This is a genomic window from Methylobacterium sp. J-030 (assembly GCF_022829545.1).
GTDB lineage: Bacteria > Pseudomonadota > Alphaproteobacteria > Rhizobiales > Beijerinckiaceae > Methylobacterium.
The window spans coordinates 1-6932 of the sequence record NZ_JAKSYM010000098.1; the positions used below are offsets into that span (position 1 = coordinate 1).

Annotated in this window: 9 protein-coding genes, 1 tRNA gene and 1 pseudogene; 5 read left to right on the plus strand and 6 right to left on the minus strand. The window is 60.4% G+C overall.

Going from position 1 to position 6932, the window contains the following annotated elements; all coding sequences use genetic code 11:
* The first annotated feature begins 754 nt into the window (after nucleotides 1-754).
* Entirely contained in the window at nucleotides 755-2005 is a 1251-nt protein-coding gene (locus MKK75_RS06130; RefSeq protein ID WP_244041732.1) for a hypothetical protein, read from the plus strand.
* Nucleotides 2006-2090: 85 nt separating this feature from the next.
* On the opposite strand, the gene MKK75_RS06135 is transcribed toward MKK75_RS06130, so the two are convergent.
* Together MKK75_RS06135 and MKK75_RS06140 are read right to left on the minus strand one after the other, a co-directional pair.
* Entirely contained in the window at nucleotides 2091-2291 is a 201-nt protein-coding gene (locus MKK75_RS06135; protein WP_244041733.1) for a hypothetical protein, read from the minus strand.
* Nucleotides 2291-2998, minus strand: a complete 708-nt coding sequence (locus tag MKK75_RS06140) for a hypothetical protein (protein ID WP_244041734.1) — start codon at nucleotides 2996-2998, stop codon at nucleotides 2291-2293. The genes MKK75_RS06135 and MKK75_RS06140 overlap by 1 nt, the downstream gene beginning before the upstream one ends.
* 160 nt (nucleotides 2999-3158) lie before the next feature.
* Between MKK75_RS06140 and MKK75_RS06145 the strand changes: the two genes are divergently transcribed.
* Nucleotides 3159-3419 (plus strand): hypothetical protein, encoded by a 261-nt coding sequence (locus MKK75_RS06145; protein ID WP_244041735.1) that lies wholly within the window; start codon nucleotides 3159-3161, stop codon nucleotides 3417-3419.
* A 42-nt stretch (nucleotides 3420-3461) separates the two neighbouring features.
* Here the strand turns inward: MKK75_RS06145 and MKK75_RS06150 are convergent.
* From MKK75_RS06150 to MKK75_RS06165, 4 genes are all read right to left on the minus strand, one after another.
* Nucleotides 3462-3537: transfer RNA gene (locus MKK75_RS06150), tRNA-Ile, on the minus strand.
* 71 nt (nucleotides 3538-3608) lie between these two features.
* Nucleotides 3609-4454 carry a metallophosphoesterase gene (locus MKK75_RS06155; protein WP_244041736.1) on the minus strand — a complete coding sequence of 282 codons (846 nt, stop codon included), beginning with the start codon at nucleotides 4452-4454 and terminating at the stop codon, nucleotides 3609-3611.
* Nucleotides 4455-5635: 1181 nt separating this feature from the next.
* Nucleotides 5636-5917 carry a hypothetical protein gene (locus tag MKK75_RS06160; protein ID WP_244041737.1) on the minus strand — a complete coding sequence of 94 codons (282 nt, stop codon included), beginning with the start codon at nucleotides 5915-5917 and terminating at the stop codon, nucleotides 5636-5638.
* Nucleotides 5918-5928: 11 nt separating this feature from the next.
* Nucleotides 5929-6120 (minus strand): ribbon-helix-helix protein, CopG family, encoded by a 192-nt coding sequence (locus MKK75_RS06165; RefSeq protein ID WP_313901832.1) that lies wholly within the window; start codon nucleotides 6118-6120, stop codon nucleotides 5929-5931.
* An 89-nt stretch (nucleotides 6121-6209) separates the two neighbouring features.
* On the opposite strand from MKK75_RS06165, the gene MKK75_RS06170 reads away from it, so the two are divergent.
* The 3 genes and pseudogenes from MKK75_RS06170 to MKK75_RS06180 all read left to right on the plus strand — a co-directional run.
* A complete protein-coding gene (locus tag MKK75_RS06170) occupies nucleotides 6210-6521 on the plus strand; it encodes a hypothetical protein (protein ID WP_244041738.1) in 312 nt (103 codons plus the stop codon).
* Nucleotides 6518-6733: a hypothetical protein gene (locus tag MKK75_RS06175; RefSeq protein WP_244041739.1), complete on the plus strand. Its 216-nt coding sequence runs from the start codon at nucleotides 6518-6520 to the stop codon at nucleotides 6731-6733. Before MKK75_RS06170 ends, MKK75_RS06175 begins: the two co-directional genes overlap by 4 nt.
* Nucleotides 6733-6932 (plus strand): annotated as a pseudogene (locus MKK75_RS06180) (hypothetical protein); the annotation flags it as partial. The gene MKK75_RS06175 and the pseudogene MKK75_RS06180, both read left to right, overlap by 1 nt.

Below are 6932 nucleotides of genomic sequence, written 5' to 3' on the forward strand. Positions count from 1 at the left end.
TGAGATCGGTGACCACGAGGCCGGGCGCATAGACCGTCCAACGCCCGTCGTTGTCCTGAGACATCCGGATGTCGATCAAGGGAAACCTCCCTGCCTCCGTAAAGGCGCAAGACGGTACACGGAGCGTAGTTCCCACGCCGATTCGCGTCCGGCTTCCCGGCGCCGAATCTTCACATCCCGAATCCCGGCACGGGACCGTCTGCCGGCAGCTCTGGCATGCCCCAGTAACTGCCGCCTGCCATCCTGCCGGGGAAGCGCGTTGCGTACCGGCTCGGCTCACACGCTGAGAGATCGGACGCTCCCCCGCCCCGTGAGCAGATCGGGGCTGGGCCGAGCGGTAACAGCGATCGAGTATCAGTGGGAAGTCGGCGCCAGATCGTTGCTGCGGTTCGAATGGGACGTGCACGCGTGCCAGGCAAACTCGGACGTTTCCTGATTCGCTTTGCCGTAGCACCGGCCGATCTGATTGAGCCGCGAGTTCAGCCGAGTGCGCCGTTCACACTCGGCGGCCCCTGAATCGCCGGGCGAGCCTCGACACGCCGCGTCAGCCTCGGTGTAGGCCTTGATGAGCTGCTTCGCCGTAGGCTCGGTCGCCTGCACTCCACCGGCAGCGACGATGAGAGCGAGGGCGGCGAGAGCTGTGCGCATCCCGGCAGGATAGCCGCCGGGATGGCGGTGTCGAGCCTCTCCGAGAAGCTTGTGCCTTGGCTTCTGAGCTGAGACTCCCTAGCTTGAATTCAAAGTTAGGTGGGTCATGCGCTTTAATCCATTTCGCCCAAACAGCATCGTTGGTCCTGGAATGTTTTCTGGGCGCTTTGAGGAAATAGACACTGTCGAGCAATGTTTATTTCAGACAAAGCACAGCAACCCTCAGCATTTTTTAATTCAAGGCGAGCGAGGCATAGGTAAATCATCGCTTTTCTTGGTTGTTGAGAACTTGGCATCCGGCAAGTGGAAGCATGCTGACAATGCGCATTTCAACTTTCTTACCATTTCGGTTGATATTGGGGGCGCTGAAGATCAAATAGATCTAATAAGGTCAATTGCAAAGGCTCTTAAAAGAGAAATTGATTTAAGAGATCAAGTAAAAAAGAATGCCGGTGCAGTTTGGGATTTCATCTCCAATTGGGAAATTATGGGTGTTCGTTATCACAAGTCAACGGAAGCGCAGGCCGATGACGCGCGAGATTTATTAGTCGAAAATTTCGTGAAATTGGCCATAGACGCTCGGATAGAAATTGATGGCATCTGCATATTGATCGACGAAGCTGACGGTCCTGCTGAGTCCACTAAATTAGGTGAATTTGTAAAACTCTTCACGGAAAGATTGTCAAGAAGAGGTTGCAACAAAGTTGTCCTGGGACTTGCTGGATTACCTACTGTTATTCCAAAACTTCGCGCAAGTCATGAGTCGTCGCCGCGTGTGTTTGAAACATTGAAGCTTGAACCGTTAGAACCTGCTGAGCGCGAGTACGTAGTAAACCGAGGGCTTGAGGAGGCCTTGGAGATAAACAAAACCGAGACAAAGATAACAAAGGACGCGCTCGGAGTGATTTCAGATCTATCTGAGGGCTATCCTCATTTTGTGCAACAATTCGCATACTACGCTTTTGCTGAAGACAAGGACAACGAGATAGACGTTCATGACGTCGTAAGGGGCGCATATAAGGAGAATGGCGCACTGATGCAGCTAGGTAGCAAATATTTTGATGAGATGTATTTTTCTAGAATATCATCCGAAAGCTATAGAAAAGTTTTGGATACAATGGCTGAATATAGTGATGCGTGGGTATCCCGAAGAGATCTAATTCAGAAAAGTGGCATCAAGGAAACTACAATAAACAACGCGCTTAACACGTTGAAATCAAAAAACATCATCGTCCTTGATGAGTCCCGTCAGGGGTATTACCGGCTGCCAACCAAATCGTTTGCGGCCTGGATCAAGGCCATCAACATCCTTCGTGGTCGCGCCTCGCGCCGCGGAATGGATGACATTTTTTCCTAGCTGACGGGATTGTGGACAGGCTCCGCTCCCGGTCATTAGCGGTTATTACCCGTCATTGCCGGCCATTACTGGCCATTATCGGCGCTTACGAAAGCTGCGCCAGCAGCTCGTGCGAAGCCGCCAGCACCTCCTGGCATTCCTGCCGGGCTGCGGCCGCAGCCTGCGTCCGCAGCCCGTGCCGATAGTTGCCGTTCCGGCTACCGCTCGACGCCTTCTTACGCCGCAACCCCGGGGGGGGCTCGCCATTGTGATCGAGGATGATGATGTCGGTGGCTTCAATCGACATCAGAGCGACAGGGCAGCTTGCACAGCAGCGATAGTCGCGATCCGCAACTCGCCGTGATGCATCATGCCGCCTGGAGTGCAGGACGGGACGAACAGAGACTGACCGAACCGGCTTCCCTTGTCATCCTGGCCGCGACTGAGGCCCCACAGACGGGCGGAGCGGAGGCACACCACCACGCGCTCCCCGGCCTCGGCTTGCGGAAACAGTACTCGCTGGGCGTGGTCCAAGGCGACCCGGCTGGACTGTAGGGCCGTCAGCAGGTGCCAGTCGTGGAACTTGCGGGAGTGGTAGGCGCCGATGTTGAGGATGGCGATCCGGTCCGCCAATGCTTCTGGCTTGGCATCGAACTGGCGGACGACCCGAGTCCACCAGAGGTGAGCGCCCTCGTGATCAGTCACGCTGGGCAGGTCGCGAAAGCCGGCCCGCTGCTCGCGATAGTAGGCGCGGCCCTCAGGCGTCTGGGCATGCCTCGTGTCGAACGGATCATACCCAGGGGACAGGAATAGCAGCACGACCTTCGCGGTGCGCAGCGGGCCAAAGAAGCCGATCGGCAGACAGTCGAGATTGAAGTTGTGATTAGAGCGCTCGCCAAGCCGCTCCTCCTCTTTCGGCCAGCCAGGCTGCCGCTCGAAAACCGCTGCGTCATCCGGATGTGCGAATGCATCGTCGGCGATGCGGCTCCAGAACCCAAAGATGTCTACGGTCATGGCCTCAGGCTTTCCTCAACCGCACCCCAGGCCCCTCGCCGTTCTCCTCGATGAAGATGACGCCGGCGGTCTTATGAGCTTGGTAGGAGGTGCGCTGTCATTGCATCCCGCGCACTCGAACCCGGGCGCCGGTTTCACGTTGTGCCGGCGGAGCAAAGCCATGAACACCACCCGCCTGATCATCGCAACTATCGCCGTCTCGCTGAGCTTCGGTGCCGCGCAGGCCTCCGATCCTGAGCAAACGGGTAGCATTGGTGCGTCGCCGGCTATGGCGGCCGAATCGGTCAGCTCGGTGGGTCGCGATACAGCGGTGGTCACTCTGCCTGAGCAAACCGTGACCGCGGACGCTCAGGTGTTCAAGCCCTTGCCGCCGCTGAAGCCCCTTCCGAAGTGGGATCCGCACGTCTGCATCGGCTGCTGACGGTTGTTCCTCACCAGGGGTATTTCGATCGCCTCGGAGGCTTGGTGGGCCCGGCAGGACTCGAACCTGCAACCAGACCGTTATGAGCGGTCGGCTCTAACCATTGAGCTACAGGCCCACATCTCCCGCCCACCGCGTCCACGGCTTCAGCTTACATGTCGACGCGGCTAAGAGGCGTTCACCTACGCCCTACGATGTAGCAGCAGTTGCAGCTCCTACATCGACGATGACGATCTCGGGTGGCGCGCCCATGCGCAACGGGCGTCCAGCCACGAAGTGGGATCCTAGGCCGGCCGACACCACGAGATCGCGCCCCTGCTCGACGATGTGGCCGTAAGCGTAGCGCCGGCCGTAGCGAGAGGGAATCCAAGGTGACCAGCCCAGGATGCGGATCTGACCGCCATGCGTATGTCCCGATAAGGTCAGGACGATCCGCCGATCAAGGTCGAGGGCGAAAATGTCCGGCTCGTGGGCTAGCAGGATCACGGGCTCGCCCGGTGGCACGTCATTGAGCGTTCGGTTCAGCGTATCGAGGCGGTACCGATTGTACTCCTGCTCCGACCGCGGCTGCCCCGGTGTCGCTTCGCTCTCCAGACCAGCCAGCCAGAGCGGTATGGGAAGGTCGAGCCGCACCGTCGTGTTCTCAATGAACGGGATGCCAACTGCTCGCAGCGCGCGTTCGGTGCGCGTGGGGCCATGGCCACGGCGACGCGCTTCCCGATCGTCGCCCCAGTCATGGTTGCCCTGGATCGCGTAGGTACCCCTCGGCACCGTTAACCCGCGCAGGATGGAAGCGACGGTCTCGATCGGCACCGGGCCTGGTTCCTGCGAGCCGTAATCGCCCAGGAGTACGACGACGTCAGGGGCGAGCGCGTTCGTTCGCGCGACTACCGCCGCCATTTCCGCTTCCCCCATGCAGCGCGGATGAGCATGGAAATCGGTCAGGACCGCGATGCGCAGCTGTAAATCCGGCGGCCAGCCCTGGGGCGTCAGGGGATAGGTTGCGATCTGCACATGGTAGGGTTCGAACGCCATCGCGTATCCAGCGCTCAAAACGGTGGCTGCCGTGGCCAGAACGCCGGTCACGGCAGGGCGGGAGATCAGCGCGCGACGGGTGAGCATAGTAGGTGAAGCGCCTCAGCTCCGTCCGGGGTGCCAAGTGATAACACTGGGCGGTTTCGAACTCGTCCCGCTCGCGAGCGCCACATCGATCGCTATTCGGGAGGGCCCGTGGCTTTTCTCTCGGCTCCACTCTCGGCCTCTCGTCGTTCTCCTTTATGAAAATGACGCGCGGCTTCAGCTCGGCTTGCTGACCGCGGCGACGAACAGGAAGGTCGCGCAATGCTCGGACGGTCCATGCGCGCGGGGCGTCACGCGCTCGACCTGGTAGTGGGTTTAGGCGCTATCCTCGGCGGCCGGCAGCGCGATGGTCTCCCCAGAGCGCGGCACCGTGCCGAATTCGAACTTGCCAATCGGCCGCTCGGCCTCGTTCATCCAGACTTCGCACGCGATGCCCATACTGGTCCCCTGATCTACGCCTGTTTGACGGGGCCGGGGGATGGCTTCGGTTTGGCAAGGACGATCCGCTGGCGCCCACGAAGTCTACCAAAGGTCCAAGACACCGGTCCGGCCGGTGATTCCCGCGCTCGTTTGATCGCCTCTATCGCTCGCTGAGAGATCTCCTGGATTGTCTGCTCCAACGAGGATGGCAAGGACACTCCCTGTCCCCTCAGGTTCCTCACAGCAGTCCAAAGCGCTTCGCTCTGATTCTTCTCGAGAGGTTGCCCCGCGACCAGGTCAGTTAACACACGATCCGCGAGTGCGGTGGTGAGGCGTAGGACTTCAGACAGAGCCGCCGAGACATCGGTGTCTGTGGCAGCCGGCTCGTCCATCAGTTCGCCCCTTCAGGATCCTCGCTGTGCCGCACGTTGCGCTGGCCGGTGAGCCAGTCGGCGAGGGCGTGCTGAACAGCTTACCAAGCGTGCAGCAAGTGGCCACCGGCTAGGACGACGACAATCAGGGTCACGACCGAGGCGGCCACCTTCTGCGCCGATCCAGATGAGCTGTAGGTACGGCGCTGGCTGGCGCGAGGCCGAAAGGCTACGATCTTCGGATCCGACAGGTATGCCGTCAGGCTGTCAGGCAGCTTGCGCTTCGTGCGCCTCATTTCAGATAGCCCTTCGCCTTCAGGTGCTCGGTGAGTGCTTCGCCCGGTATCAGTGCCGCACAGGCGACACAACGCCCACAAATGTCGCCATGCCGTCCGCTTCGACCATCGCGGTGAAGGCTTCGTAGGCCTCCTGATCCGTCACAAAGGTCTCAGCCCAAGCGGTGGGGCGACCCGACGACAGGTCGACTACAACCAACCGCCACGGATCCTGAGTGCCAGCATAGCGGTAAATCTCGACATCGACGGTCTCGCCATTCCGGCTGAATGAGCCAGACAGCGGGGAGTGCTCCAGATCGTGGTTGTCTAGGTCCAGGTCTGGCTCCAACATTCGTGGCTCCGCTAAGACCGCTTCGCCTTCAAGGCTTCCTCAACGAGGCGTCGGATGGCTTCTGAGCGCTTCAACCCCTCACGCTCGCCGTAGGCTTCAAGCTGAGCAAGTAGGTCCGGCGGTGCGCGAAAGCCGACCAGCGGATCACGTCCGGTGGCAGGGCGACCACGCTTTTTCGGTTCAACCGGAATTGACATCAGCATACTTTTCGGTTTAACCCAAAAGCAGGCCGAACGGAAGGGTGCAAGCTTCCATCCGGCCCTAACCTTGCAACGTCTGGGATCTACGTCACATGGCTATCCACCACCCTACACCGCCCCTCGGCGGCGGTGAACGCCCGCGCTTGCCTTCAACACAGGTAGGACCGGTCACACAGGCCATCCGCGCGATGCGGGCGGCCGATCTAGTTCTAGATCCACGCCAGTTCACCCACGGCATCCGCGCTCTGTCCCGCACCGAGGTCGAGGATCTGATCGGCGGCCTGATCGATCTCCTCGACGCGATGGACGGCGACGCGGACCGAGAGCCCGAGGTGCTGGACGCTTCGGCTGTCGAATGGACCGGCCGCGGCGCTCACCGCTTCAACGTGGGAGAAGCGGCATGAGCAGCCATCCTGCGTTCAATGCCGTCGATAGCATGGAAGGGGATATCCGGGATCTGGGCCGGTGGGCCATGCTTCTCAACCGCCTCGGCACAACCGAAACCCCGATTGAGCCGGAGGAGATCTACGTCATCAGCATAGTGCTGCTGGACATGGCCCGGCGACTCGACACGCGACGCACGGAAGCTTTCAGCAAGGTCGGGGGGAGGGCCTAATGACCGCTCCCGCTAATCGCCGCGGCTTACTGCGCGGCCTCACCACGCTCCCGCTGATCGGCGGCAGTGTGGCCCTCATCGGTGCGCCTGCCGCCGTGGCCGAGCCCATCACGCCGCGCCTGTTACGCGAGTACCACGACTGGCTCATGTTCGAGCGGAGCTGCCTTGTCCGTGAGATTGCGGGGGAAAGCGCCGCCAG